Origin of the sequence: Pelotomaculum schinkii, assembly GCF_004369205.1 — a bacterium.
GTDB classification, from domain to species: Bacteria; Bacillota; Desulfotomaculia; order Desulfotomaculales; family Pelotomaculaceae; genus Pelotomaculum_C; species Pelotomaculum_C schinkii.
Window position 1 is genome coordinate 108,736 of record NZ_QFGA01000002.1, and the last position, 24,158, is coordinate 132,893.

Here is a 24,158-nt window from a genome sequence, read left to right on the forward strand (position 1 = left end):
CAATTACACACCTCCCGCCTACCAGAACTTCCGTTTGATTTTTGGTTCGGCGCCACCGGCCAACCTCTTAATATTAGGTTTGTGCTTGTATATCACCAGGGCCGCCACCAATATACCCAGGACTAGGTAGGGCCACTCCAGATGAAAAGCCCAGATTAACAAAGGTATGGCAAGAACCGCGGCAATGGATCCAACAGAAACGTACCCGGAAAGCCCGACCACGGCCAGCCACACAACCGCGGCAATAAGGCCGACCGGCAGGGCTATGGCGGCGATTACGCCCACAAAGGTGGCAACCATTTTTCCTCCCTTAAAGCGCAGGAACACCGGCCAGCTGTGTCCCACCAGTACGGCTATACCGGCTGCGGCTACTACTTCAGGCCCGCCAAAATGTTTGGCCAACAGTATTGTCAGGACTCCCTTGCCCAAGTCTCCGGCCCAGGCCAGTACCCCTGCCACAGGACCGGCATTACGCCAAACATTGGTCATGCCAACATTGCCGCTGCCATAGTTGCGGATGTCGATCCCTTTCCATAAGCGGGCAACCAGGTAACTCACCGGAATAGAACCAATCAGGTAGCTAGCTATTATAACTAAAAAAACCGACATATCTGCTTCTCCTTCGGCATTCAGCCGCCGGTCGTCAGACACCGGACGAACCAAATATCATTTTCAAAAATTTAAGAGTATCGCACACGGCGGCCAGCGCCGCACTTGTGGCAGCCAATGGTGCATTTGTGCGAATGAATTCGCACCTACATTTTCATAGCAGATGTCAGGTCTCCTTACTCCTCCTTGGACCGTCTGCGCAGGCTAAAGCGGAGCGGTGTCCCTTCAAACCCGTAAGCCGAACGGATTTGGTTCTCAAGGTAGCGCTGGTAGGAAAAATGCAATAATTCCGGATCATTAACAAACAGCACAAAGCGTGGGGGCTTGACCCCGCTCTGAGTAGCATATAAGATCTTCAGGCGCCTGGTCTTATCCGCCGGTGGCGGGTTCTGCTGAGTCGCTTCCCTGATCAGGGTATTTAAATTGGCGGTACTTACACGGGTGGCATGCTTCTCGGCTACAAAATCGACCAACTCCAGCACTTTTAAAACTCGCTTTCCAGTTAGCGCAGAGGTGAAGATAAGAGGGGCATAAGGCATAAACGCCAGTTCCTGACGTACCTTATCACTATAGCGTTTCATAGTTTTATCGTCTTTTTCCACCAGGTCCCATTTGTTCACCACTAGAATTGAGCCTTTACCGGCTTCATGGGCGTAACCGGCAATGCGCTTGTCCTGTTCGGTAACCCCTTCAACCGCGTCAATAACGACTAATACCACGTCACACCGGTCAATCGCCCGTAAAGAGCGGATAACACTGTATTTCTCCGTAGTACGCTCGACCCGGCTTCTGCGGCGTATACCGGCAGTATCGATGAGCATGTAGTTTTTGCCGTCCCGCTCAAAGGTTGTATCAATGGCGTCGCGCGTGGTACCGGGAATATTGCTGACAATGACCCGTTCCTCTCCCAGGAGGCTGTTTACCAGTGAGGACTTGCCCACATTGGGTCTGCCGATAACGGCAATTTTGATTATATCCGGAGAGTCTGCCACTCCCTGATCCGGAGGAAGCAGTTCCACCAGCCTGTCCAGCATATCGCCGGTGTTCAATCCCTCCGCCGCAGATACGGGTACCGGATCCCCCAGACCAAGCTGGAAAAAATCATATATCTTCTCGGGAGAGTCAAAATTTTCAACCTTGTTAACCACAAGCACGGCCGGTTTATGAGCGCGGCGAACGACCGAAGCCACTTCCAGGTCGTCCGGATTTAAACCGGCCCGGGCGTCCACAACAAAGAGCACCACGTCCGCCTCGCGGATAGCCAGCTCTACCTGAGTCCGGACATGGCCGGTAATTTCGCTGTCTTCCTGAAAGTCAAGTCCTCCCGTATCTACCAGGGTAAAATGGCGTCCTGACCATTCAGCATCCATGTAAAGGCGATCCCTGGTTACCCCGGGTGTATCCTCCACAATAGCCACGCGGCCACCTACGATGCGGTTGAAAAGCGTCGATTTGCCCACATTTGGCCGCCCCAGTATGGCCACTATCGGTTTGGACATATTATTGTCACCTTTCTGATTTAAGTAAAACTCTAATAAAACTTCAATAAATAGGACACCGTCCTTAACCCGGCGCCATTACTGCATAAAAATCAATGTTAAGTATACTAATACTATTATAACCATTCTGTTGCAAGTGCGGATGCGCCAACCATGATTTTTTATTAAGATGCTCCCAATTAAAACGCACCCACATTGTCTTCACTGTGCCTGCTTTCATGTGGGTGCGATTCCAATCGCGCTTGCACTGCGGCCCATGATAACCTAAAATTATTATTTCAGTAATCCCTGTCTTCGACAAAAAGCTCTGCGTGTTCCGGCCCTTCCAGCAGAACCTCAACCAACTGGCGCGGCCCCTTGACCACGGCCACTCTGGTTTTTAAACGTTCAGCCAGGTCAGCGACAGTGAGGCTATCTAAAAAGAGCTCCCCCTCCTCTTTCAGCATTACCGCGGGGAGAACCAGGAGGTCGCCTATATTTCGCGGATCAATTTGGTTCATTAAGTCCTGCCCCGTGACCAATCCGGTTACAGTAACCCGCTCTCCAAAAAAGGTGTTCTCTATTGTTTTTACGGTAACCTGTAGTCCCTTTATGTTATTTAGTCCCGCCGCGACCTGCCGCAGCACGATAGCTCCCAAAACTCCAGTGGCAATGGTTACTTTTAGAGGCTCTATCTCCAGGGGCAGATCCTGTCTGACTTCCTCCCATTCTTCCAAAAAGAGGCGTACCAGACCCACCCCGTTCTCAAGCTGTGGAAAACCGGCATAGAGCTCTAAGGGGGGAACCTGCTCTCCAGCCAGCAGGTAGAACTCATCCGAAACAAAGACAAAGGGGTTGCCCAGACCAGCCAGGAACTCATCCTGCCTTAAACCCACCCACTCGACAACCTGATGCGCTTCGGCAGGTGTAACATTTCTTAACGGGTAGCAGGACTCCCTGAATTGCGTCAACCCGACCGGCACCACCGCCAGGGAACTGACCGACGGCCACAAACCGGCCAGATCTCTTACTGTGTTTTCCAGTTCCCGGCCGTCATTAATGCCTGGACACAGCACAATCTGAGTGTGCATCTCGATCCCGGCAGAAGCCAGAAACTTCAGCTGTTCCAGAATAAGTCCGGCCCGTTTATTACCGAGCATAACCCTACGCAGCTCAGGGTTGGTGGTATGGACGGATATATAGAGGGGGCTCAGGCGGAGCCGGGCGATTCTCTCCAGTTCTTCATCTCCAACGTTGGAAAGAGTGATAAAATTACCGCTCCAGAAGGAGAGCCTGTAATCATCGTCCTTGATATAGAGGGACTTGCGCAAGGCGGGCGGCATCTGGTCGACAAAACAAAAAATGCACCGGTTGGAGCACCTGGTAGTGCGCCCGAACCCCCCGTCTGCAAATTCCAAACCCAGATCCTGGTCGTAGTCCTTTTCAACATCAAGGACCCACTCCTCACCGGCTGCAGTGATCACCTCAATGGTGAGGTTTTCTTCAGTCTCAAAAAAACGGAAGTCGATAAGATCCCGCACCTCTGACCCGTTAATGGAGATTAAACGGTCCCCTGGCGCAAGATCCATTTCAGCGGCAATACTCCCGGGTAAGACCTGCGCAATAAGCAAACCCCGATCCTCCATACGGGACGACCTCCCCCCTAGCTCTAACAACCATTATCTAAAAATTCCAGAATCTAGTCAAGGGATTTTCCGAGGCCGTCTCTAACACCAGCACTCAGCCGGGTCAGTTCTCCATACATTTTTTTGATACCGGTATAGGTAAAAAAACGCCCTAAAGCGGCGAGCAAGCCCGCTCTGTTGAGAAGGCGTCCTGCCAATAAAAAAAAGTTGTCGCCAACCCCGCTGTCGACCATAAGCAAGTTGCCGCGGGGAATTTTATAGATCCTGAGAAAGCTTTCAACCAAACGATGGGGCATACCACGCTCCCCTTTTATGGAAAGAGCATAAATATCATTGCCACGGTCATCTTTGCCTATAACAAAGATCTCACCCTCTCCGCCGTCTTGCATATTCAAAAACGGCAGCTCCCGAAAACTGACGGCGCCCGGGTCTTTCCCCGCCGGGAGCCGGCCTGTATGAATAGCACCGGCAACAATCGCCACGGGAAAGCGGCTGTTGCTGAAATAAAGAACTTTTTTCGCCATCCGCCCTCAACTTTTCTTTGGTTTTTTTAACCAAACCAACCAATTTAAAGTAAGCCACCCGCGTACCCATGGTCACGATAGGCCGCCCCACCCCGACTAACCCCCAGCGCCTCGAAAGATATCCTCCAAACATCATGATCCAATTGACCTGGCTCATAGCGTTGACCAGGCAGTAGCTTGAAGCGGGGACACCAAAAATCCCCGCCAGTCCGGCAAAGACATTTTCCAGAACTGCCGGCCGGCTGCGGCGGGCGGTCAGGTAAACTTCATGCCCGTACTCATCGATCCCTATGGAAAAAATATGGCCGTGCTCGCATGCATCCTGCCGGTCATAGAGCGGTAATTGCAAAAACTCTTCCGGTCCTGGAACGCGGTCTTCCGGCAACATCCCCAGGTGTATAGCAGCGGCGGTAACCGAGGAATGAGTACCCCCATAACAATGGTAAATAACCTTCATCAGTGCTTTACCAGAATTAATGAACCGTTTTCCAGGTCGTGGACATTGGCGTCAAGTATTCTGGACAGGTAATTGGCAACCTTTTGCTGCTCTTCCTCGTCTCTAGCCAGGAAAACAGGTGTGCCCTCGCCAACCATACTCATCTGCAGTGTTACAATGGCCAGGATGGTACCAACCGACTCTTCACTCATGTGGATTTCACCTGCTCTTTGGCTGCTTTTATTGAAGCTCCCGCCTTCAACGGTTTGCTCCTTGCGCTTTCCAGCACAGGGGTCAGCTTGACCGCCGCGATAAGCTGCTCCAGGTCCCGCTCAACCGGCATGATATATAACCCAACTTCGCCTGTATCGGGGTTTTTTCTGGCCAGCGGGGTAAATTCCGGGATGTCCACGTCTTTTTTGGTACCCAGGATGACCGACGCGGTAAAGGCAATGGCATTGCGCTGTCCGATATCATGTAAAGTGGACCTGGCGTTGCCGTCCCTGGGGATAAGCTTAACCGCCAGACCATCTTTTAAAATTTTATCGCGCATTGATTTGAGACCTACATTCATGATGCCAATCTCGTCTACCATCAAAATAGCGCCCTTAAAGCTGATCCGGGCCGGTACCACTTCACAGATGCTGCCGACTACCTGGCCGGACATGAAATATCTGCTAAACAGTACCGCCAGGATGGCGACCACAAAAGCCATTGCCTGCCCGCCAAACTGGGCCGCTAGGCTGGTAACAAAGGCAGTTCCCATCACCAGGTAATTCCTGGCCTCAAAAGTACGGGCAATCCCCTCAATATAATCTAGACCTCTTCTGACCAGTTCACTTCTTTCCAGGCTTTCCAGGGTGCGTCGCTCGATATTACGGATTTCCCGGAACTGCTGCGCCGCCAGGGCCAAGAAGGTGGCCGCGGCGAAATCCGGTTTCATTATTGCCGGAATCGCCACAGCCCCCAGAACTGAAGCGATAAACCCCAGGAAAAGGTGGCCCAGGTAGCCGTGCGGGTAACCCGGGTACTGCCGGTAGTCAATGCGCAGCAGGATAACCCTGGTAACGGTCCCCGCTACTACACCGGCCAGGATCACCAGCAGGTATTCGGGTATTAAGTTAGACATGCTATCCCCCAAACCTAGTCTTTGGTTATGTCGTCCTTAGTTTCCTTAAGCGCCTTGTTGGCAAGAGGGTCCTGTTCTTCCGGCACTTTCCGGTGTCCAGGCGCTTCGTCCAGTTTTACATTTTTACGGGCAGCGGGACGCGGGCCAAAGAAGCTGGTGAATTCCCGTCCGAAACCTGAAATACGCTTCTTGGCATTTTCCCAACTACCGGAACTGATCAGCAGGAAGCCAACGCCACCCACTATAGTGATCCCAAGGATCCAGGCAAGCGCTCTCCCGGCGCCCCCGGCAGCGCCCGCCGGCCTCCCGCCGGCGCCAGGCGCCTGCGCCGCAGGATTACCGGTCGTACCGGCGGCAAGTCCCAACACATTGGGTACAGCCTCAGAAAACAAAGCTATACCCATGGCAGCCTCTTCCTTGGTGTTTGTATGTGTGCCGGCCTCGATGAGGAGGGCCGTTGGAGTCAGATCCTGATTGTAATCACCCTTACCGACAAAAATTTCTTTTACTACCTGGTTGTGCATGTTATTGGCCGCTGCCATCATACGCTTGGCAAAGTCCATATTGGCGTCCATACGGGGGTTTTCCCGCCCTACAACCAGGCGCAGCTTGGCAATTTGTTTGCCGTCCACCGTAGCCCGGTAATAAGAGGGGTCAGGAACTCCGTCTCGGTGGATGTCGAAAATTGCGGCAGGGTTGCTTTTCATTAAATTGGCGGCCGTCCTGCGGGAGCGGACATAAGCGTTGTTATCGTGCGGGTCATGGGGCGTCTCGTCGTAGTTTACAGTAACCCCCCTGCCTTGCAGCTTATCGACCAGGGCCTTGCCGACCTGGTAAATACCCCCTTTAAAGGGTATAGACTCTGTTCCGTCCGAAGGCACATAGGACTCGTCAGTATGTGAATGATAGATTGCGATTGCGCTATTCTTCTGTTCCGCCAGGTTGGTCGTGACAGGCGCTACCTGATTCCCATACAATTCGTTATAGGCGACAATCTGTGGATCCATCCCCAGAAACTGCGCCTCGGCCTGATCTCCTTCGACTCTGCCGATGCGGTAACTGCGGCCCTCGGCTGTATACAACTGGTCTCCTATAAAAACCGTGCGGGACATCATGCTGAGCATTTCGCCTTGCTCATCAACAATTGTCGTGAACCTATCGACCAGGTGGTCCGGCGTGCCCCGATCAAAAAGCTTCGGCATAGCCAGGGCGTGACGCAGGCTGAGGCTCCCTGTTGAATAAAAAGCTACAAGCAACAATAAAGCTAAAACCCCCAGAGTACCAAACAGGATTCTGAGTTTACTCCCGTTCATCAAGGTCAGCCACCTTTCTTTCGTCTTGCGCCAGTCTATCTTGTTCCACGTTCTTGTCGCCTTGCGTACCCGTCGCGTTTAGCTCCGGCTTTTTCAAACCTTTAACCAGTTCCGAAGGACGTCCCTTGGCGCTGGGTCCACCTGAAAGCCTTTCAAAAGATTCACCAATGATTTCAGCCAGCAGGATGGCCACAAAACCAGCCAGGACTATAGTATCAAAAGCCCCGGCGCCGCCTATGCTGACAGCATAGTTGGCAGGGGCATTCTGACTCAGTAGCCAGATGTAATGAAATACATCGACCAGCAGGACACCGATGGTAGCGGCAATAAAGGCCGCTCTCCTGGATCTGCCGAGCAGGTAGGCCACGATACCTCCGGCCAGGGGGTAAAGGTAGATGGCGTCGATTATAGCGTAGCGTCCCGCAGGTTCTATGGTTGTTCCGGCGTTAATCAGGGATCCGATGATATAGACAACGACAGCTGTTATGACCGCCCCCACCAGAGACCTGGTCCACTCCCTGCTGGTGCCGGCTCTTACCAGAAGGTAAATCGCCAACCCCACGGGTACCAATGCCCCCCCAACGTTTATTGAGGTCCTAAAAGGTAGAAAAGGGAGGGGGATGTTGATAAAGCTGCCCAAAATAATGGCTCCGATTACAACCAGGGCTCCCCGGTCGGAAAGCCTCATCCGGTCCAGGGCGCGTTGGGCCAGACCCAGATATATGAGCACCGAAACAGCGATTAAGATAATAATACCTATGGGAAAACCCTCCAAATGTATCAGCCTCCTTGTTCTGGAAATATCAAAGTTAGACTTCCCATTTGGCCAAAAAATATGCAAAAGCGGCTTCCGCCGCTTTTGCATATTGTTGTTACTTAGTTATAATTATTCACTTATTATTCCTTTTACTTCTTATCGAACAAGTCTCCCACCATGTCACCTATGGTAACCACATCTCCGGTATCCTCAGTTTTCTTATGGTTATAGTCACGGTATTCCCGCTCCTGTTTTTCCCTGGACACCTCTCTTATAGATAAACGAATTCTCTTCTCGGCAGGATCTACGCTAAGCACCTTGACGTTGACCTCTTCTCCTTCGGACACCACCTCGTCCGGCTTGGCCACATGTCTTTCCGCCAGGTGTGAGATATGGACCAGACCTTCCACACCGGGTTCCAACTGCACAAAGGCGCCAAAAGGAGCCAGGCGGACTACTTTTGCCGGAACAACGCTGCCCACCGGGTATTTTTGGTCAACTGTGTCCCAAGGATTGGGCAGGACTTGTTTTAAACCCAGGGATATTTTTTCATTATCCCGGTCTATTTTAAGTACCATAACCTCAATCTCATCACCCACCTTGACCACTTCAGATGGATGGTTGATGCGGTACCAGGACATCTCAGATATGTGCAGCAGGCCGTCTACCCCGCCGATATCTACGAAAGCCCCGAACTGAGTCAGCCGCCGCACCACTCCTTTAACAACCTGACCTTCCTCAAGGTTGGTCAGCAGTTCCTGGCGCAGCTTGGCGAAATCCTCTTCCAGCACCGCCTTGCGGGACAGAATCACCTTTTTCCTGGCCCGGTTCATCTCGATCACACGCGAGGATATGACCTGTCCCAGGTATTTGGAGAGATCTTCCACATAACCGCGGTCGACCAGGGAAGCAGGTAGAAAAGCTCGCACCCCTATATCCACCAAAAGACCACCCTTTACTACTTCCCGCACCGTGCCCTCAACAGGCTGCCCTGATTCAAGGGCTTCCTCAAGTCCGGCCCAGGCTTTTTCGGCATCGGCTTTTTCTTTGGAAAGGATCAGCTTGCCTTCGTTGTCCTCTGCTTTTAACACATATACTTCTATTTGATCCCCCACCTGGACGATATCCTGGATGGAGGTAACTTCACAGCAGGACAGTTCCCTGATTGGAATAACGCCTTCCGACTTAGCTCCAACATCCACCATCACCTCGTCCTGGCCAACGTGGACAACCGTACCAGTAACAATTTCACCGTGCCGAACAGCTTTGACTTCAACCGCGTCCTTCATACCTTCCTCAGAGCCGTTCAGTTCTTCAATCTCACTCATTCGCTTCTTAACCTCCTCTATTATCCAGTCAGGTGTAGACGCACCCGCTGTTAACCCTGCTGCCTTCACACCCCGGAACCACGCCGGATCAAGTTCACCCGCCTCCTCGATATGGTAAGTTGTCGTACCACAGGCACGGCAGAGGCTGGCCAGTTTTCTCGTGTTGGCGCTGTCAGCGCCTCCTACCACGATCATCACATCAACCTGACAGGCTAGCTCAAGGGCAGCTTTCTGGCGCTCAGATGTTGCGCTGCAGATGGTCTTACATGCCTGGACAACCGACCCGGTTTTTTCCAGGGTCTCCACAACAGCGTTAAAGTTTTCCATGTGTTGGGTCGTCTGGGCCAACACCCCGATCTTTTTTCCCCGTGCCTTTACGAGACCTGCTTCCCAGGGATTTTCCACGACCTCCGCCTTGCCATTGGCCCAACCCATGATTCCCTGTACTTCCGGGTGGTTTTTATCACCCACAATCACCACCTGGTAGTCTTTGGTCATCAGGTCACGGGCAACGACTTGGGTCCTGCGGACAAAGGGACAGGTTGCGTCAACAATGTCCAACCCGAGCTCCTGGGCGGCGTTTAACAAGGCTGGACCTACCCCATGAGACCTAATGATAAGCGTGCCTTCTTTTATCTCCCCTAAATTATTAATTTCCCTAACTCCCAATTTTCCGAGGTAGGCAACTACCTGAGGGTTGTGAATTAGTGGCCCCAAGGAGAAGACCGGGCCAGGCCTGTTGCGGACGGTGTCCTTGGACATCTCAATGGCTCTTTTGACACCGTAGCAAAAACCGGCTTTTGAGGCTACCCTCACTTCCATAAAATCACCTTTTATCCATCGTGGAAATATTCGATAAGGTACGCGAATTTCCTTCCTATCGCCATATATTTTCAGAAAAATCCGTTTAGCTCCCGAGCAGCAGGGCAATCTCGTCCATAATCCGGTCGCTGATAATTTCAAGATCTTCCCTGGTTGCCTTTGTCATGGACTGAAAGCGGATAGGACTGCCTACATGGACCGTTATCTTGCTAAACACACCTCTAGTCCCACTTACGGCAATCGGCACGATCGGGGTTCCCGCCTTAAGAGCAATCATGGCGGCGCCAAGGTGCGGCTTTAACATATCCCCGGTATGGCTCCTGGTCCCCTCGGGGAAAAGTCCCACGACTTCGCCTGCTTGGAGCAGACGTAAGGCCGTCCTCACAGCATTCCGGTCGGTCACATCCCGGCGGACCGGAAAGGCTCCGGAAGAACGTACGGCGTAGCCGACCAGGGGTATCTTAAAAAGCTCGGACTTGGCCATGAAAAAAACCTGGCGTTTAAAGGCGCAAATAATCGCAACCGGGTCCCAGTAACTGACGTGGTTGGCCACCAGCACCACCCCGCCGGTGGCGGGAAGGTTCTCCGCCCCCCGGATTTCCCAGCGCCTCAGCACTAATAGGACAAGCCTGGCGCCGGCTTTAAGTAAACTGAAAATCATCGTTCCTTCCTTTCACCCGTTATCCTTGCCACAATCAGGTCAACTACTCCCTCTACCGTACAGGAAGTGCTGTCGATAATGACGGCGTCCGGAGCCGGCGCTAAAGGGTCCATTTCCCTTGAAGTGTCAATAAAATCCCGGTTGCAGATATCTTCTTCGATTTGACGCCGGTCAACGTTTATTCCCTTATCGGCCAGTTCCTTCCAGCGTCGCCTGGCCCTTTCCCCGGTGGCGGCAGTGAGGTAAATCTTGACCCGGGCGTCGGGTAATACCACCTGCCCGATATCCCGGCCCTCCATTACAACACCGCCCCCCGCGGCCATTTCTTTCTGTAATTCAATCATTTTCCGGCGTACAGCAGGGACTTTGGCCACCAGCGAGACGCTGTTCGAAACAGCCGGTAATCGAATTTCTTCAGTTACGTCCTCTCCGTCCATCAACACGGTAAGATTTCCATCAGAGCCTGCCTTGAGGCTTATTAATACATTCGACGCCAGCCTGCCGAGTTTTTGGTGGTCGTTTAAGTCTGCCCCGTCACGCAGCGCCTTTAACGTAACGGCGCGATACATGGCTCCCGTATCTATATACAAATAGCCAAGACTTTTAGCAACCAGCTTTGCAACTGTACTTTTGCCGGCCCCGGCCGGCCCGTCAATGGCTATGTTGGGTTTGCAATTCATGGCGCCCCTCCAAGAAGCAGCTATCATTTATAAATAACAATGCAACTTTGATTATTCGACAGCATATAATTTTTCTCCTTTGTAAATCTTAAACAAAAAGCCTGAAAGGAATACCCTTCCAGGTTGTATTATTCTACCTGAATATTTATTAATACACGGGGGAAGTTCTCACTCAATTTTTATATTGCCCTGGTGACCTTTTACTGCGCACTGTAACCGCTCGACCTGCTGTTATCCATAGCGGAGCAGCGCACGTAGGCGCCCTTTCCGCCCATCAGGTAAGCCCCTTCACGGAACTGGTGCTCGAGACTATGAATTCCCAATTAGTATTTTACCTTTTTATTGGTAGGTCCAGGCTTATTTAAAGCTCGCGCTTCTCTACGGAATGGGTTTTACCGGCTCTGCAGTTAGACCGGTGCGTGTAAGCTTACAGCTCACAGTGATTTCAGCCTGTACGTTGGGAAGCCATTCGTCGCGCCAGGTTTGATTGATCTCTTTCCAAAGCTTCGGGTTCGTTTCGTAAATTTTTTCCCCTAAACCCAGAAAATCGCTGTGCAGTTCCCGGGACTTGTTGACAGCAGCCATGACCTCCTGATAGATCGCTTTTTCCTCCTCCTGTTCCAGCAGCCGCATATCCTCGGGCTTGTTGATGTCGATATCCTCCTTCTCCACACTGGATACATACCCTTCCACCTTGATCTCGATATTGAAGATAAACCCATCCTCGGTAATGATTGGTGTGATTTTGCTTCTTTCTGAAGAAACCAACAGTGAGGCCCACGGTTTCTCTGCGTTTACAGGAACAGTGACGGTGCCCCCTGCAGCCCTCCCTTCCACCCAGACCACACCGCGGGATTCAGACAGCTCAAGGAAAGACACCAGACTGCCCAGCTTTAGGACTCCCATGCTACTAATCTCAAAGGTCTGTTTTTCTTCCTGGGTACCGTCAGCCGCCCTGCTGACCTCTGGTACCAGTTTAATAGCAGTTATGAACGGGTCAATGCCCGCCCTCTCCACCTTGCTTAAGAATTGTCCGAAATTGACAGGGAGAATCACGGACACTTCCTGCCTGCGCTGGAACATGGATCTGAATGTTTGAGCCGGAAAATTTCCCGGATCGGGCTCCCCTTTAAGCAAGATATCCTCCGCTCTTCCCTTGGCCACCAGGACCCAGACGGAGCGACGCATCATGGGTTTTCTGGTAAAGAAATCCAGAGGCGGCAGCATATTTTTACGGGCTTCGTCTTCCCCCATAATGATAACTGTAGTCGTCTTGAACATCGCGGAACGAGGGTTCTTCAGTTCAAACATGCGCACAGCGTCGCTGACATTGCGCGCCCGGACACTGTAGTTGGCATAAGGCTTGACCGGCACGCCGCCGCCACCGCCCCCACCGCCTCCACCCTGCGATTTCCCGAGCATACGGGGAATAACAGTCTGAAAGGTGACGAGCACACCGTCAGAATCAGCACTGTCAATACCCACAGCAGTGACATAGGACAATTGTTCAATTTCAACACGATCCCAGCAGCCGGAGCACATACCTGCGAGCAAAATAATGATTAAAAAGAGATAGATCCGCTTTGCCATACGCCTTGACACAAGCTGTCTCTTCATTCTTTTGTCTCCCCAGTCTTAGGTACGCCTTTTTTCCTGAGCAGCGCCAGGATATAGAGAAGGATAAACACTGACATTTCAACGGATAGGGCAAAGATATTCCAGGTTGTCGCAAGGAACCCCCTGGCCTGGACAATATCGGTAAATATTAGGGTAGCAAACGCCGCCAGGATTACTGCACCGGGCCATACCAGCGGGCGGTGTTCACTTAAGTTGACCGACTGGGCAAAGGCGATCAGTGCGGTGTAAAAGAGAAGCGACACTTTCAGGCATACCGTCGTCACCCAAAAAGCCAGGAGGAACGCCTCTACCCGCTCAAAAAAACCGGCGACACTGATCATCTTGACCAGTTCAAAGGAGGGGAAAAGGATCCGGCTGTTCTCTAAAGCTCCAAACGTGGCGATCTGCAGCATCACCATTATTAGTATCGGAACGTTTAATAATAAAGTAATTTTCAAGTTGAGGCCCGGCGCCTGTTCAGGGTGGCGCATGTACGGAATGAGAAAAAGGATGGCCAAGCCTTCACCGTAGAAAGACAGCATATTAACAGCGCCCCGCATCAGTTCCAGCGGCGAGTGTTCCAGGAAAGGCTTGAGCAGCTCCCAATTCGCCACCGGGAACAGAAACAATGACCCGCCCATTAGCGCTATCAAAAAAAGCGGATAGAGAATCTCACAGGCCCTGGCGAATACTTCCAGACCCAGGTGAACTCCATAGGCTATCGCAAATACATATAAAGCTATGAAGACGACCAGCGGGGTTCTTGGCATGACAGCGATAACCAGATGGTCAGCCAATTCACGGACTGCGGCAGCTGCTACAAAGAAAAAGAAAAGGCTCAGGATCATGCCCAGTACCCGCCCCCCCCATTTGCCCAGGAGATCCATGCCGTATTCGACCGGGTTCTTACCAGGGAAACGCAAGCCCAGGGAAATGATCGGGATACCGAAGAGTATCCCTAAAACAGTCACAATCAGAACCACCACCCAGGCGTCCTGCCCGGCGTACTTGGTTAAAAGAGCCGGGACAAACTGGACCTCGGTGGCGAAGACCATGTTTGCAACCAAAAACATGACCTGGCGGGAGGAGAGCCTCCCTTTTTCCAAACTCATTCTTTCACCTCAATACTGTTTGCTATTGGGGATAAAACAACCTTGTGATAGGGCGAAAGACGAATTCGATGCCGTTGGTAGGGTTAGGAACCGGCAATTTCAGGGTCATGGCCACGGACAGGGCTATACCGATCAGGAGAAAACCGCAAAAGGCGATCAGCTCGCCTCTCTTTTCCTGTTGCAATAATCCGGGAAGTTCCAAGAGGGTTATTACACCCCCTATCACAATGATTAATAGCAAATTAAAGTACACCATCAGCCCATCACCTCTTTAATTACACTGGCTTGCAGCCCCCGTATAAGTTAACAGCGTCACTTAACCCCGCTTCTTTTTATCCGGCATAACGCTCTGCGGATCGTCCCCTTCCCCGCTGGACTCTTGCGGCGCTTTGGGCATCTGGCCGGGCGCCTGCCGCCTGAGCTTGCGGGCGCGTAAGAGGCTCGGCCTGAAGTCCATCATCCACCGGGGGGCATTGAAGAAAACATCTTTCCACTCTCCTGGCGCGCCGGGAGCAACCGGGTAAAGGTAGGGAATACCAAATGACCTGAGCGACGCCAGATGTAAGAGAAGCACCAGTATACCCCAGAAGATGCCCGGCAGGCCGAAGGCTCCCGCCAACAGGAGAAACGGGTAGCGGATGAACCTGATGGCAAACGAGGCTGAGTAATTGGGGATCATGAATGAGGCTACCGCTGCCACGGAAACGATGACCACCATGATCGGGCTGACGATCCCCGCTGCCACAGCTGCCTGACCCAATATGAGCGCCCCGACGATACCGACCGCCTGCCCCACCGAACGGGGCATCCTGGCCCCTGCCTCCCGGAGAAAATCAAAGGATATTTCCATCGCGAGAGCTTCCACCACCGCCGGGAAGGGGACTCCTTCCCGCCCGGCAGCCATGCTTAAAACCAGACCGGTCGGGATCATCTCCTGGTGATAGGTACTTAAAGCAACATAAATTGAAGGCAGGAATGTGGCGGCAATTAGCCCCAGCCACCTGAACGGGCGGATGAAGTCAAAACTCTCATAATAATCCTCCGGCGCCTGCAGAAACTCACTGAAAACAGCCGGGACAAGCAAGGCGAAAGGTGTGGTGTCAACTAGAATGGCCACGCGGCCTTCCATTAGCGCCGCCGCTACCCTGTCAGGGCGTTCAGTACGGTCGAGGAGTGAAAAAGGCGTCCAGGGGTTGTCCTTGATAAAATCCTCAAGATAACCGGATTCCAGAATCCCGTCGGTATCAATCCTTTTGAGACGGCTGATTACTTCATCCTTGAGGGCCGGGTCGGTGAGGCCGTGGATATAGGCTACGGAGATATCGGTTTTAGTCAGACGTCCCAATTGGAGTGTATCGAAACGAAGTAGAGGTGTCTTGAGCCGCCGTCTGACCAGGGCAGTACTGGTACGGAGGGTTTCGTTGAAAGCATCCCGGGGGCCACGTACAAAGGCCTCAGACTTTGCTTCTTCCACAGCCCTTGCCTTCCAGCCCTTGACCACCATGACAAGGACCTGGGAAGTTCCGTCGATGAAGAGGGCCGCGCAGCCTGTCAGCACGTAGTCGAGCACCTCGTTGATCCTGGTCGCTTCTTTGATGCTGCCAAAGGTGATCAGCCAGTCACGGATCATCGGATAGGCATTCCCGGGCAGAAGAGGAGCCTGATCGTCACTCAGCGAGCGATAGAGGAAAGGTTTAAGAATTGCCTCGCTGATTGAGTTCGAGTCGCTCAACCCATCTATGAAGACCAGGGCCACTCTGATCTCCTGGCGCACACCGAAATTAAACTCCCGTACCAACAGGTCGCTGGTGTTGCCAAACAGTTTTTTGAACAGGGACACATTCTCATCAAGGCTGGAACTGAAAGAATTGTTCAGTTCCTCAGAACCGGGTTGGAGAGCCGCCAGCTTTGCATCTATTTGCTGCCGTTTCCGTTCTTCCAGTGTTTGCGGTCTGCGTGGTTTGCGGAACATAACCATGCTCCTTCTGCACCATATTGGTGTAACTGTCTATTGCCGCCGCTTGTTGCATTTATTTCCACAGCTATGATATTCTCTGCAAGAAAGGTCCAGTTTATGCTAAAACCTTCCATTGAAATAAAAGTCAAGGAATAATGTGAATCTCTTAAAACATAATCTCTAACCATGACACCATGGCTAAAGCTCTTTGGAACCACCTGCATATAGGTGGTTTTCTATATAGACGAGAACACTAAAAGCCGCGAAATAAGCGGCTTTTAGTGTTTCTCGTTTTTTATATTTTCTATCCGCATGTCTTGATCACATGAAAGGATATTTTTTCTTCGTTGACTCATTCTAAAACATCAAATTGCCGGGTGTTTAAAGTACTTGACAGCAAGCCCTCCGTTTGGCTTTTATTTAACTTAATGATAGCATTCACAACTGTCATATATGATATTAATACATTATTTTCATCATACATTTCAATACCCCAAACATGGGATGTCTTTCCCTTATGCATGAGTTTTCCTTTGGCTATGATATAACCTTCTATCTTTTTCGATTTCATATGATTGGCAGTAATGGTCTGGCCGATTGCTGCTTGATCTTTGTCTATTATTTGATTTGATGCATAGCCTGCCACAGTCTCTCCTAATGAAATGATCGCACCACCGTGCAAAATCCCGAAGGCCTGACTATGAAACTGGGTTAAATTCATTTTAGCCTCGAGTGTATCGGTACCCGCACCAATATATTCAATATTTAACCCCTCGATTAAGTTCATTCTATTCACCAACTATTCTGATGTGGTCAATTGTATAATCATTTAAAGAATTTTCATCAATTTCTACTCCTAAACCAGAGCCTTTAGGTACTTGAATCATGCCATTTTCAACTATAATTTCAGGTTCAATGATATCTTTTTGAAAGTAACGCCGGGACGGTGCTAAATCTCCGGGAATATAAGTATCTTTTAAGCTTGCCAAATGAACGTGTAATATTTTAGAAATACCGCTCTCAACCATACTCCCTATCCAATAGAGAATATTATTCTCCCTGCAAATTTCAATCATTTGCTTTGCATAATACATTCCACCGATACGGCCTATTTTTAAATTCACGACTTTGCAGGCTTTTAACTGAATGGCTTTCTTTAAATCATCCACTGTTTGAATGCTTTCATCCAGGCATATGGGGACTTTTATCTCTTTCTGTAGTTTTTGATAGGCTAATAAATCCATTGAGGCCAGTGGTTCTTCGATACAAAGCAAGTCCAGTTGATCTAATTTTTTTAATTCATGCATTTGCTGCAATTCATAGCTCCTGTTGGCATCTGCCAGCAGTTTAAGATCAGGGTATTTTTCTTTAATTAACTTTAATTTGAAAAATCCATCTTCCGGTTTGATTTTAATTTTAAAGCGGATATACCCTTCTTTCTGAAAATAATCTATTTGTTGCATGAGGCTTGAAATATCCAAATCTCCCAGGACAATGCCTGCAGCGATCCTATCATGGGTTGCTTCAGCAAAAACAACATCCATAATAGGCTGCTGTTGACGCCTGGCGAACAGATCTAACAGCGCGTTTTCCAAACCGGCAATTGCCATTGGATAGGTTAAGTCAATCCATTTATGGAGTTCAAATGGATGCTTTATTTCTCGATTAACAACCCAAGGGATATAACTATTGATTAGTACGCTTTTCGAATCCATTAGTAATTCATTGCTATAAAATGGTTCATTAAAGGCGACAACTTCCCCATATCCTGTATTCCCCAGCTCATCTACCGCTCTGATGACAATTGTCTCCCGGTGGTTTAAGCTGGTTTGTGATGTTTTAAATGTGAAATTCAAAGGCATTTTAATTTGAAATAGTTCTATACTTTTAATCCACATAGTATCTCTTTAATAAATCCTTTTTTAATATTTTGCCTGATGGATTTTTAGGTAGTTCGTCCAAATAAACTATTTTTTGCGGAAGTTTATATTTAGCTATTTTCTTTACAAGATATTTGTATATTGCATCTTCATTCAATGAGGATACAACGAATAATACAGGAACTTGTCCCCATTTTTTGTCCTCCATACCGATAACTGCGCATTCGAATATCTCAGAATGCGCATACAAAATATTTTCAATTTCTTGAGGGTAAATATTTTCACCGCCAGAAATAATTATATTTTCACGGCGGTCAAGGATATATAAAAAACCGTCCTCATCTAAATACCCGATATCTTCCGTATTGAAAAAACCGGAGATGGTTTCCATTCCAAGATATCCATCCATTAACATCGGACTTTTAATTAAGACTTCACCAGCTCCATCTTCATCAGGATTTTTAATAGAAATCCTTACTTCCTCAAGCGGTACGCCGACCGAATCAATTTTTTCAGGGTAGTTAAATACACAGAAAGTTACAGACTGACTTGTGGTCTCCGTCATCCCATAGGTTTTATAGATGGGAATATTTTTGCGTAGACACTTTTCAACCAGTGGTTCAGGAATAAATTCACCGCCTACCAGGACTACACGCAAATTATGTCTTTCTATTCGATCAATGATTCTATTTAACATGGTCGGGACAATCGACAGCATATTGATTGCAGCGTCCCCAATCAATTTTAGTACTTGTTCTTCATTAAATTTATCAACAATAGTAACCGCTGTCCCATTGTACAAACTTCGCAGTAAGATGGTTAAACCGCTAATATGATACATGGGTAATACCATAAGCCAATTATCTTCTTCATTTATTCCCACACTCTTCTGCGACGCTTCGACATGGGCATAAAACTGCTTCCAACGCAAAGGTACTGATTTAAATTTACCGGTTGTAGCACTTGTATTCATTATGACAGCTATTTGTTCCGGATTAAATTCTCCGGCTAATTTTATATCTTGTTTTTGATCACTTTGATAAACTTCCTGAAAAGATATAAATTTTTTATTTTGAGAAAAGACAACTTTTATGTTTAAAGTCTTTAATTGCTCCGTTATCTCCTCATCTGTTAAACGCGTATTAAGCATCAATACTTCAATTTGCATAACTTGTAATGCCAGAAAAAATAAAGCCACGTCCACGGAGTTATTGGAGTAAAGAGCAACTCTTCTCTGATTTTTTACATAAAGATATAGTCTTTTCGCCAAATCTGTTACACGCTCATATACTTCTTTAAAGGTTAGACTATTAAAGAATTTTTTATCTGGTTTTTCAATGGATTGTTTTTCAAGCCAGTTCATTTTACCACCCGGATTTACGGAAATTTAGGAAACTGTTGAAAATCAGGATTGCGTTTTTCTTTAAAAGCATCCCGTCCTTCTTTGGCTTCCTCTGTTGTGTAAAATAACAAAGTCGCATCTCCGCCCAGCTGCTGCAAACCGGCTAAACCGTCCGTATCGGCATTAAAGGATGCTTTAAGGAAACGCAGGGCGGTAGGTGAATGCTTTAAAATTTCTTTCGCCCATTTTACCGTCTCTTCTTCCAATTGGCTAAAGGGAACAACCGTGTTGACCAATCCCATTTCAAGAGCTTCCCTGGCGGTATATTGACGGCAAAGATACCAAATCTCGCGTGCTTTTTTATGACCGATGATGCGCGCTAAATAACCAGCGCCATATCCTGCATCAAAAGAACCCACCTTAGGTCCTGTCTGGCCGAATTTAGCATTTTCAGATGCTATGGTTAAATCACAAACGATATGCAGTACATGTCCCCCGCCAATGGCATATCCATTGACCATGGCAATAACAGGTTTTGGTGTAATGCGTATTAAATGCTGCAGATCCAAAACATTTAACCTGGGAATCTGGTCATCTCCCACATAACCCCCATGTCCGCGTACCCTCTGGTCGCCACCCGAACAAAAAGCTTCTTTATCCGGACCTTGTCCATGGTTGGCGCCTGTTAAAATGATGACCCCTATTTTGTCATCTTCACGGGCTATGGTAAAAGCATCAATAAGTTCCATCACGGTTTTGGGGCGGAAGGCATTGCGGACTTCCGGACGATTAATTGTGATTTTGGCAATTCCGCTGTATGTTTCGTAAATAACATCCTCATACTTTCGGTTTAATTTTTCCCAAGGAAACTTATTCATTCGCAAGAACCCCCTGTAAAATTTGTTTATAAGAATTGTTTTATAACTGCAATAAAAGCATGAGGATTTTCAATATGCGTATTGTGCCCTACGCCCTTGATTATTTCATGCTTTATATTTGAATTTAATTTTTTAAACTCAAGACCGACGTGCTCGTATTTTAAGTCGTATTCCCCGTTGATGTATAGAGCAGGCATTGACAGCTTACAGATTTGATTTTTAAAACATGGGAATTTCCCTTGTCCACTGCCCAGCAAAGTATTTGACAGGGCATGAGGGATATTCAATAAACGTCTTGCACTTATTTGATCGATAATAGCTTTGGGTAACAGGGCTTGAGTGGTAAAAATGTCCAATCCGGACCAGTAACGGTTAAACCATTCTATTCCATTTCGCCGGATATTTTTTGCCAGATTCAAATCATTTCTGCGTCGTTTTAACCGCTTGATTAAGCCGCATTCCCCATAAGATGCACTTTCCAAAATAAGTTTGTCTATCTCTTGAGGATAAGCCAGGGCGTAGGCCAGGGCAATTCGTCCACCCATAGAATAGCCTAATAGCGAGTATTTTTTGAGGCCTAATTTGAGAGCGAGCTTATTTAAATCCCTGATTATTACTTTCCAGTAATAAGCTTGCCTGGAATAAGGTTTTTTACTTTCTCCATGTCCGATCAAATCTATCAAAATCATTTGATGGTCCGCTAATTGTATCGATTCCCAGGTGCTTAAGTTTTCCGAAAAACCATGCAAACAGATTATTGGCTTTCCTGTACCTCTTATTTCAAGGTGATATCTTATTTTATTAATTGTAATGAACATACTCCAATACTCCTTAAACCCGTTCACCACTCCTGTAACATTGTATATTTATCATGTAATGCTTTACTTAAATCTAAATCAATTTTTACCTCGATTAGCTTAATTCCTTTTAAAGTTAGTGCTTCCTTTAAGTCATGTTCAAACTCATCATAACTCTGTGGTTTAAAATAGGTTACACCGTATAAGGTTTTTAGCCCAGCAAAATTCATTTCATGAGGAGTTAGGAATAAATAATCAAAATGCTTCTCGTTACTTTGCGGCAAATATTTAAAAATTCCTCCGCCATCATTATTCAACAAAACAATCACTAAATTCAATTTATGTGTTATGCCAATTAATAATCCATTCAAATCATGGTAGAACGATAAATCACCTGTTAACAGAACCGTTGGTTTATTAGATATAGATATACCCAAGGCAGTTGAAACAACGCCATCGATTCCATTTGCTCCTCTGTTGCCTAATATTTTAATATTTTGATCGCAAGCTTCAAAGAAGTAATCTACGTCACGAATTGCCATGCTATTGGCAACAACTAACCTGCTTTCCTCCGGCAGTATAGCCTGCAGCATTTGAATCAATTTACCTTCGAAGATGCCGCTTTCATCTCTGGCATATCTTATCTGTTTACGCATTTGTTTTTGATAGTTTTGCCACTTGGATAAATATTCCGTGTTTCTATTTTTAATTTGAATCGACCTGGCAAACAATCCTGGCGATGAGATAATGAATTTATCCGTAGAAAGAGATGGATTTCGATATTGAAATGTTTGATCCACTTGACAATATAATACATCCTGGTGCATAGACAAAAATCGGTGCAAACGCTTGGATACCGGAGCTTGCCCGAAATGAATGATGAATTCAGGCTTTAGTTCTTTATTAATTAAATAACTTTTTAAAAAGGCATCATAACTATCAATGATAATAGCATTTGAATAATTTCGAAAATTTGAAATAGGATCAGCCAATACCGGCGCTTTTAACCGTTCTCCTAATTCCAACACATCATTGTGATAATCTGCGTAAGCGTCTCCGCCACAAATGATGATCCCGTTCTTATTTTGGAAAACCAAATCATTAAAAGAAATAGTCCCTTCTTTTTGTATCAATTCAAACTTATCTTTTGTCTGGCCTGCGGTAAAATCCAGCTTACTTAAATCCGGGATTAAAGGTTCACGCAGCGGTACATTGATATGAGCCACGCCATATTCTTTTGACATAGCACTAGCATATGCCTTTCGCATCACCACACGGACATACCGGTACATGCTTTCTGTTTCTTCAGGCAGAGCTAATTCTTCATAGCATTTTGTATAATCGTTAAAGATCTTATTCTGATCAATTACCTGAGGCGCACCGACATGGCGTAATTCATGAGGCCGATCAGCAGTTAAAACAATTAAAGGGACTCTTGAATACTTTGCTTCAACAATAGCAGGCAAATAATGCGCTACAGCAGAACCTGAAGTACAAACTAACACAACAGGTCTTTCATGTTCTTTAGCAATACCCAGTGCGAAAAAACCCGCGGAACGTTCATCGATATTTAAAAATATTTTAAATTGGTGCTCACAAAACAATATGGATAATGGAGTCGATCGTGAACCAGGACTAATTACAACTTCACGCACACCCAATTTATATAATTCATCTACCAACGCCGCAATATAGTTCGTCATTTCTATCCCCATTTATTATAAACTTTCAATGATCGTTTTTAATTTATTATTTGTCTCGATATATTCAGCTTCACACTCTGATTTATCTACTATACCACCACCTGTGTAGGCAAAAACCATATTTTTACAAATGAGTGCCGAGCGTATTCCCGCCACAAAAATTCCATCCCCATTTTCATCCATAATGCCAATTGGAGCGGCATACAATCCTCTCTCATGTTTTTCATACTTTTTTATTATTTCCAACGCTTTATACGCAGGATTTCCTCCTAAAGCAGGAGTAGGATGTAATCGAGTTACCCATTCAGATAATGTACTATTATCCTTACCATAAATACGTGTTTGGAGATGGTGTAAATTTTTAAGTGTCAAAATTTTTATTTCATCAATTATAACGTCTCTGATATATTGTTTCATCACATCCGCTATTTTATCAATCACTATTTGATGCTCATAACGATTCTTTCTATCATTGAGCAGCATCATCTTTTGCAACTCATCATCTTCATCATTTCGTAAAATTGTCCCTGCCAAAGCATAACTTATAATATTATCCTTTTCCTTTTGAACCAAGATCTCCGGGGTCGCACCCAGAAAAGTTTTACCGTTCTTGAAATACGCAAAAATAAAACTGTTTTGGTTTTTTTCTAAAAGATTTTTTAATACACTCTCTGTATTCACCAAAGTTTCGCACACAATCTTAACTTCTCTCGAAATAACAACTTTATTTACCTTTCGAGATGAAATTTCATAATATACATTTGCAAATAGTTCCTTCCATTCTTCATAATCATCTGCTGAAATATTGTAAAAATGTTCATTGGATTTTATTTTCAGATTTTCTATCTCCACTAAATCTTCAAAGTAATAAAGAGTCTGCTTGCCTTTTTTTTCAACAAGATAATATTCAAAAGCAACCGTTTCATTCCCAAACTCTGCCCACTTTTGATCTTTAACTGAGTCAAAGAAAGTCCTTGAAGAAAATACATATAAATAGTTGTTGTAGTTTTCTTCTTGCCCAAAGGTTTTTAAGCGTTTAGCTCCAATAATAAGCTCATTATTTAACGGATTATAAAATAAAACACGCTCTTCTTTGTCAAAATGCTTCCAGAACGAAAGTGAGTTATCTAACTTAACTTCTGTTTTCTGATATTTCAAAGTATACATCTCCGAATGTATTGAAAAATAGCTGTTGCTACTTAGATCAAAAAAACCGGCGTACTGGCCACCGGCGGGAATGGTAGAGGTATTAATTAGGAAAGCGACCCATATATCCAGCCGGTTTCGAAGTTCAGAAACTTAATAGCCTGTCCTTCCTGTCTGTAGGTGTTAAACCTGAGGCATCAGTGCATAACATTTTAGTAATGCATGATCAAAGGCCTCCTCCAGGTATCGTAACCAACCATATATTTCGATAAGGACAAGGGCTTTTCCTTCAAATAACTGAATCACCATTCATTTTTTCACCTAATTATTTCAGAAACAATTT

Annotated in this window: 23 protein-coding genes; all 23 read right to left on the reverse strand. The window is 47.1% G+C overall.

Annotated features, from left to right (window positions below; translation table 11 throughout):
- Positions 1-18: 18 nt before the first annotated feature.
- Positions 19-609: a glycerol-3-phosphate 1-O-acyltransferase PlsY gene (gene plsY / locus Psch_RS11490; RefSeq protein WP_190240398.1), complete on the reverse strand. Its 591-nt coding sequence runs from the start codon at positions 607-609 to the stop codon at positions 19-21.
- Between the two features lie 176 nt (positions 610-785).
- A complete protein-coding gene (der, locus tag Psch_RS11495; RefSeq protein ID WP_190240399.1) occupies positions 786-2,108 on the reverse strand; it encodes a ribosome biogenesis GTPase Der in 1,323 nt (440 codons plus the stop codon).
- Positions 2,109-2,386: 278 nt separating this feature from the next.
- Positions 2,387-3,733 (reverse strand): DUF512 domain-containing protein, encoded by a 1,347-nt coding sequence (locus Psch_RS11500; RefSeq protein WP_190240400.1) that lies wholly within the window; start codon positions 3,731-3,733, stop codon positions 2,387-2,389.
- 53 nt (positions 3,734-3,786) lie between these two features.
- Complete coding sequence (locus Psch_RS11505; protein ID WP_190240401.1) at positions 3,787-4,215, reverse strand: DUF3189 family protein; 429 nt, start codon at positions 4,213-4,215, stop codon at positions 3,787-3,789.
- On the reverse strand, positions 4,100-4,714 hold the full coding sequence (locus Psch_RS11510) for a DUF3189 family protein (RefSeq protein ID WP_243124065.1): 615 nt from the start codon (positions 4,712-4,714) through the stop codon (positions 4,100-4,102). Before Psch_RS11510 ends, Psch_RS11505 begins: the two co-directional genes overlap by 116 nt.
- Positions 4,714-4,905, reverse strand: coding sequence for a capping complex subunit for YIEGIA (locus Psch_RS11515; RefSeq protein WP_134217063.1), 192 nt, complete (start codon positions 4,903-4,905; stop codon positions 4,714-4,716). The genes Psch_RS11510 and Psch_RS11515 overlap by 1 nt, the downstream gene beginning before the upstream one ends.
- Positions 4,902-5,822, reverse strand: a complete 921-nt coding sequence (locus Psch_RS11520) for a YIEGIA family protein (RefSeq protein WP_190240402.1) — start codon at positions 5,820-5,822, stop codon at positions 4,902-4,904. The genes Psch_RS11515 and Psch_RS11520 overlap by 4 nt, the downstream gene beginning before the upstream one ends.
- 14 nt (positions 5,823-5,836) lie before the next feature.
- Positions 5,837-7,135 (reverse strand): stage II sporulation protein P, encoded by a 1,299-nt coding sequence (gene spoIIP / locus Psch_RS11525; protein WP_190240403.1) that lies wholly within the window; start codon positions 7,133-7,135, stop codon positions 5,837-5,839.
- A complete protein-coding gene (locus Psch_RS11530; protein WP_134217061.1) occupies positions 7,122-7,910 on the reverse strand; it encodes a DUF1614 domain-containing protein in 789 nt (262 codons plus the stop codon). The genes spoIIP and Psch_RS11530 overlap by 14 nt, the downstream gene beginning before the upstream one ends.
- 131 nt (positions 7,911-8,041) lie before the next feature.
- Positions 8,042-10,042, reverse strand: coding sequence for a bifunctional 4-hydroxy-3-methylbut-2-enyl diphosphate reductase/30S ribosomal protein S1 (locus Psch_RS11535; protein WP_190240404.1), 2,001 nt, complete (start codon positions 10,040-10,042; stop codon positions 8,042-8,044).
- An 85-nt stretch (positions 10,043-10,127) separates the two neighbouring features.
- Complete coding sequence (locus Psch_RS11540) at positions 10,128-10,703, reverse strand: lysophospholipid acyltransferase family protein (protein WP_190240405.1); 576 nt, start codon at positions 10,701-10,703, stop codon at positions 10,128-10,130.
- A complete protein-coding gene (gene cmk / locus Psch_RS11545) occupies positions 10,700-11,383 on the reverse strand; it encodes a (d)CMP kinase (protein WP_190240406.1) in 684 nt (227 codons plus the stop codon). Before cmk ends, Psch_RS11540 begins: the two co-directional genes overlap by 4 nt.
- Before the next feature lie 378 nt (positions 11,384-11,761).
- On the reverse strand, positions 11,762-13,000 hold the full coding sequence (locus Psch_RS11550; RefSeq protein ID WP_190240407.1) for a Ger(x)C family spore germination protein: 1,239 nt from the start codon (positions 12,998-13,000) through the stop codon (positions 11,762-11,764).
- Positions 12,997-14,112, reverse strand: a complete 1,116-nt coding sequence (locus Psch_RS11555) for a GerAB/ArcD/ProY family transporter (RefSeq protein WP_190240408.1) — start codon at positions 14,110-14,112, stop codon at positions 12,997-12,999. Before Psch_RS11555 ends, Psch_RS11550 begins: the two co-directional genes overlap by 4 nt.
- A gap of 22 nt (positions 14,113-14,134) precedes the next feature.
- Positions 14,135-14,368, reverse strand: coding sequence for a hypothetical protein (locus tag Psch_RS11560; protein WP_190240409.1), 234 nt, complete (start codon positions 14,366-14,368; stop codon positions 14,135-14,137).
- 60 nt (positions 14,369-14,428) lie between these two features.
- Positions 14,429-16,084: a spore germination protein gene (locus tag Psch_RS11565; RefSeq protein WP_206663770.1), complete on the reverse strand. Its 1,656-nt coding sequence runs from the start codon at positions 16,082-16,084 to the stop codon at positions 14,429-14,431.
- A gap of 337 nt (positions 16,085-16,421) precedes the next feature.
- Positions 16,422-16,856: a PaaI family thioesterase gene (locus Psch_RS11570; RefSeq protein WP_190240411.1), complete on the reverse strand. Its 435-nt coding sequence runs from the start codon at positions 16,854-16,856 to the stop codon at positions 16,422-16,424.
- Between the two features lies 1 nt (position 16,857).
- Entirely contained in the window at positions 16,858-17,967 is a 1,110-nt protein-coding gene (gene menC, locus Psch_RS11575; protein WP_190240412.1) for an o-succinylbenzoate synthase, read from the reverse strand.
- Positions 17,957-19,312 (reverse strand): o-succinylbenzoate--CoA ligase, encoded by a 1,356-nt coding sequence (menE, locus tag Psch_RS11580; RefSeq protein ID WP_190240413.1) that lies wholly within the window; start codon positions 19,310-19,312, stop codon positions 17,957-17,959. The genes menC and menE overlap by 11 nt, the downstream gene beginning before the upstream one ends.
- A gap of 14 nt (positions 19,313-19,326) precedes the next feature.
- Entirely contained in the window at positions 19,327-20,169 is an 843-nt protein-coding gene (gene menB, locus Psch_RS11585) for a 1,4-dihydroxy-2-naphthoyl-CoA synthase (RefSeq protein WP_190240414.1), read from the reverse strand.
- Positions 20,170-20,195: 26 nt separating this feature from the next.
- Positions 20,196-20,987: a 2-succinyl-6-hydroxy-2,4-cyclohexadiene-1-carboxylate synthase gene (menH, locus tag Psch_RS11590; RefSeq protein ID WP_190240415.1), complete on the reverse strand. Its 792-nt coding sequence runs from the start codon at positions 20,985-20,987 to the stop codon at positions 20,196-20,198.
- A gap of 23 nt (positions 20,988-21,010) precedes the next feature.
- Positions 21,011-22,669 (reverse strand): 2-succinyl-5-enolpyruvyl-6-hydroxy-3-cyclohexene-1-carboxylic-acid synthase, encoded by a 1,659-nt coding sequence (gene menD / locus Psch_RS11595; protein ID WP_134217049.1) that lies wholly within the window; start codon positions 22,667-22,669, stop codon positions 21,011-21,013.
- A gap of 15 nt (positions 22,670-22,684) precedes the next feature.
- Positions 22,685-23,827 (reverse strand): isochorismate synthase, encoded by a 1,143-nt coding sequence (locus tag Psch_RS11600; RefSeq protein ID WP_134217048.1) that lies wholly within the window; start codon positions 23,825-23,827, stop codon positions 22,685-22,687.
- Between the last annotated feature and the right edge of the window lie 331 nt (positions 23,828-24,158).

Coding starts and splice junctions, on each gene's coding strand:
- plsY (WP_190240398.1), bottom strand. CDS start 609: ATGTCGGTTTTTTTAGTTATAATAGCTAGCTACCTGATTGGTTCTATT.
- der (WP_190240399.1), bottom strand. CDS start 2,108: ATGTCCAAACCGATAGTGGCCATACTGGGGCGGCCAAATGTGGGCAAA.
- Psch_RS11500 (WP_190240400.1), bottom strand. CDS start 3,733: ATGGAGGATCGGGGTTTGCTTATTGCGCAGGTCTTACCCGGGAGTATT.
- Psch_RS11510 (WP_243124065.1), bottom strand. CDS start 4,714: ATGAAGGTTATTTACCATTGTTATGGGGGTACTCATTCCTCGGTTACC.
- Psch_RS11515 (WP_134217063.1), bottom strand. CDS start 4,905: ATGAGTGAAGAGTCGGTTGGTACCATCCTGGCCATTGTAACACTGCAG.
- Psch_RS11520 (WP_190240402.1), bottom strand. CDS start 5,822: ATGTCTAACTTAATACCCGAATACCTGCTGGTGATCCTGGCCGGTGTA.
- spoIIP (WP_190240403.1), bottom strand. CDS start 7,135: ATGAACGGGAGTAAACTCAGAATCCTGTTTGGTACTCTGGGGGTTTTA.
- Psch_RS11535 (WP_190240404.1), bottom strand. CDS start 10,042: ATGGAAGTGAGGGTAGCCTCAAAAGCCGGTTTTTGCTACGGTGTCAAA.
- Psch_RS11540 (WP_190240405.1), bottom strand. CDS start 10,703: ATGATTTTCAGTTTACTTAAAGCCGGCGCCAGGCTTGTCCTATTAGTG.
- cmk (WP_190240406.1), bottom strand. CDS start 11,383: ATGAATTGCAAACCCAACATAGCCATTGACGGGCCGGCCGGGGCCGGC.
- Psch_RS11550 (WP_190240407.1), bottom strand. CDS start 13,000: ATGAAGAGACAGCTTGTGTCAAGGCGTATGGCAAAGCGGATCTATCTC.
- Psch_RS11555 (WP_190240408.1), bottom strand. CDS start 14,112: ATGAGTTTGGAAAAAGGGAGGCTCTCCTCCCGCCAGGTCATGTTTTTG.
- Psch_RS11560 (WP_190240409.1), bottom strand. CDS start 14,368: ATGGTGTACTTTAATTTGCTATTAATCATTGTGATAGGGGGTGTAATA.
- Psch_RS11565 (WP_206663770.1), bottom strand. CDS start 16,084: ATGTTCCGCAAACCACGCAGACCGCAAACACTGGAAGAACGGAAACGG.
- Psch_RS11570 (WP_190240411.1), bottom strand. CDS start 16,856: ATGAACTTAATCGAGGGGTTAAATATTGAATATATTGGTGCGGGTACC.
- menC (WP_190240412.1), bottom strand. CDS start 17,967: ATGTGGATTAAAAGTATAGAACTATTTCAAATTAAAATGCCTTTGAAT.
- menE (WP_190240413.1), bottom strand. CDS start 19,312: ATGAACTGGCTTGAAAAACAATCCATTGAAAAACCAGATAAAAAATTC.
- menB (WP_190240414.1), bottom strand. CDS start 20,169: ATGAATAAGTTTCCTTGGGAAAAATTAAACCGAAAGTATGAGGATGTT.
- menH (WP_190240415.1), bottom strand. CDS start 20,987: ATGTTCATTACAATTAATAAAATAAGATATCACCTTGAAATAAGAGGT.
- menD (WP_134217049.1), bottom strand. CDS start 22,669: ATGACGAACTATATTGCGGCGTTGGTAGATGAATTATATAAATTGGGT.